This is a genomic window from Syntrophales bacterium (genome assembly GCA_030018935.1).
In the GTDB taxonomy this organism is placed as follows: Bacteria; Desulfobacterota; Syntrophia; order Syntrophales; family CG2-30-49-12; genus CG2-30-49-12.
The window spans coordinates 1-3,027 of sequence record JASEGZ010000084.1; the positions used below are offsets into that span (position 1 = coordinate 1).

3 protein-coding genes are annotated in these 3,027 nt (G+C 49.7%); all 3 read right to left on the reverse strand.

All coding sequences use genetic code 11. From position 1 onward, the window contains the following. Positions 1–139: 139 nt before the first annotated feature. The gene (locus QMD03_09990) at positions 140–460 is read right to left on the reverse strand and encodes a hypothetical protein (GenBank protein MDI6777541.1); all 321 of its coding nucleotides are present in this window, start codon (positions 458–460) and stop codon (positions 140–142) included. A 375-nt stretch (positions 461–835) separates the two neighbouring features. After that, on the reverse strand, positions 836–1,405 hold the full coding sequence (locus QMD03_09995) for an aminodeoxychorismate/anthranilate synthase component II (protein MDI6777542.1): 570 nt from the start codon (positions 1,403–1,405) through the stop codon (positions 836–838). 59 nt (positions 1,406–1,464) lie between these two features. After that, entirely contained in the window at positions 1,465–2,964 is a 1,500-nt protein-coding gene (trpE, locus tag QMD03_10000) for an anthranilate synthase component I (protein ID MDI6777543.1), read from the reverse strand. Positions 2,965–3,027: the final 63 nt, after the last annotated feature.

The following is a 3,027-nucleotide window of genomic DNA, read 5'->3' on the forward strand; positions in this document are numbered from 1 at the left end:
TAAATCCTCCGTTCATATCGTAGCAACATATCGATTGGAATGTTCAGAACATAACGTCGAAGGTAAGCGGCGGGCGGCTACGGGCCTTCCAGAAAAATCAACCACGTTTCACGCCCGTCCGCTTGAGCGATTTGTTAGATCACGCTCCTAGCGCCGCCCTGATTTTTGACAGCTTCTTTTGGTTGGTCTTGTGGTTCTCGTAGAGATGCCAAACAAGTTCGTGAAGCTCTTCGGCAATAGCGGTGCGCTCTGACTTGCTCGTGCTCGCGGCCATTGCATTGAGGCGGGCCGTGATCATGTACTTGATGCCTTGAGAACTCCGCTCTCCGACTGAATAAACCTCGAAGTAAACTTCCCAATAATCCAAGTGTGGGAAGTCTTCCAACACGATCTTTGTAATCTGCTTTCCCTCTTGAGCCAACAGCCGCATCTTCTCTGCATCTGACTTTGAGATTGCCATGTGTTCCTCCCTTTGTGATCTAACATTTACATATAGAGCAATTTTGCCTGATATCCTGATATTGGACAGACAAACAGGCAAATTTGCTTGCTTTCAATATTCAATATAGTATATTCTCTCTCATTGTAAAAAATACGATAATATAGGAAGAAAGCTATGTCAAGGAAGATTCTTGATGATATGCGCGATGTGATGCGGCGGTACACTAAATTTTTGTCGGAGGTGTCTCATTTTCATTGACAAGTTCCGCCGTCGTAAGTCAAGAGCAGAACCTCCTTCTCTAACTCTCTTGCCTTTTGCCACGCCTTTACATCCTCGAATTTCTTAATTTCATTTATCACTCCAGCCGTATGGCGTATGACTTACGACTTTATACTATCTTATCAGCTCTAAAAAATTCTTGATAATTCTCTTTCCATGTGGCGTAAGAACCGATTCTGGATGGAACTGAATTCCCTCTACCGGGTATTCCCGGCGCCTGATCCCCATGATTTCTCCTTCTGTGGTTTCGGCGCTGATTTCCAGACAGGGGGGAAGGGAATCCCTCTCCACGATCAGGGAGTGGTAGCGGCCGGCGGCGAAGGGATTGGGGAGACCCCTGAAGATTGTCCGTCCGTCATTGATGATCGGGGAGGTCTTTCCGTGCATGATCCTCTCAGCCCTGACCACGTTGGCGCCAAAGGCATGGCCGATGGCCTGATGTCCCAGGCATACCCCCAGAAAGGGAATGGTTTTATAAAAGCGCCTGATCACGTCAACGCTGATCCCTGCCTTCTCGGGGGTGCAGGGACCGGGTGAAATGAATATGCCTTCCGGCGCTAATTTCTCGATATCTTCCAGAGATATCTCATCGTTCCGGTAGACGATCACCTCCTCGCCCAACTGACCAATGTACTGGACAAGGGTATAGGTAAAGGAATCGTAATTATCAATCATCAGGATCATCTTTTGTTTCCCTCAAAGGACGATGTATTGACCTTTCTCAATATATTTTCTGCCCCACTTTATTCCGGTGTTATTTCGAACCCTGAAGCGGCCAGACAAACGGCCTGTATCATCCCCTCGGCCTTATTGACCGTCTCCTGGTACTCCGCATCGGGATCAGAGTCTGCCACGATGCCGGCGCCTGCCTGGATAAGTATCTTTCCATCCTTGATCACGATAGTTCGGATGGTGATACAGAAATCCATATTCCCCGTGAAGCTGAAATAGCCGACGGCTCCGCCGTAAGGTCCTCTCCGGGAGGGCTCCATTTCCTCTATGATCTCCATGGCCCTGATCTTCGGGGCGCCGGTCAGGGTGCCTGCCGGAAAGGTCGCTTTCAGGACATCGAAGGCATCTTTACCATCCGCTAATTGGGCCTGGATATTGGAAACGAGATGCATGACATGGGAATACCTCTCCACGACCATCAATTGATTGACCTGAACAGAGCCGATCCGGGCGATCCTTCCCAGGTCATTCCTCCCCAGGTCAACGAGCATGACATGTTCCGCCCGTTCCTTGGGATCCTGGAGGAGTTCATCGGAGAGCATCCTGTCCTCCTGTTCGTTCTTTCCCCTTCTCCTCGTCCCGGCGATGGGCCGCAATTCCACGACCCCTTCCTCAAGACGGACCATTACCTCCGGCGAGGAACCGATGAGGACAAGATCGTCAAGTTTCAGGAAAAACAGGTAGGGAGAGGGGTTGACATAACGAAGCGCACGGTAGAGGTCAACGGTATCCATGCCATTTTCCTTCTGAAACCGCTGGGAGAGGACGACCTGGATCACATCGCCGGCAACGATATACTCCTTGGCCCTTCTGACCATAGCCTTGTAGTCTTCCAGCGCCATATTGGACAGAAAAGAAATCTCCTTTTCTTTCTGCGGGGGACTTTTTCTCTTTTCCATGGGGCTATCCAGTAGGGAGATCATCTCTTCTATTTTTCTCGTACAGGCCTCGTAAACCTTCCTGAGATCATCTCCTTCCCCGGTGAAGGCACAGGCCACCACCTTTATCGTGTGTTTTACATTGTCAAAAATAATCAGAGTATCGGTGATCAGAAAGACGGCATCATCCGTTTGCAGGTCATCTTTAGCCCTGGCCGGGAGCCGTTCGAAATAGCGGACCATCTCATAACCCAAAAAACCCACCGCACCGCCATAAAACCGGGGGAGTCCCGGGAGGAGAACAGGGCGGTATCTGCCAAGCAGTTCCTTCAGAAACGCCAGGGGATCCCCCCTGTGCTTGTAGCGGCGAATCTCTCCATTTTCCCGGATCAGAACATCATCTCCCCGGATACTGAAAATTACCCGTGCATCTGATCCGAGGAAGGTGTAGCGTCCCCATTTTTCACCCCCCTCCACGCTTTCCAGAAGGAAGACGTGAGATCTGGAACTGAGTTTTTTGAGGGCTGAAACGGCCGTTTCCATGTCGGCCATGATCTCTCGGTAAAGGGGGATCAGGTTCCCTTTCTCTGCCAACTTTTTAAATGTCTCAAATGTCGGATAGTACACGATCATGATTCCTTTAATTCCTTAAAAAAATAAAAATACCGTGAATCATCTTCGTCACGGCCTTTTATT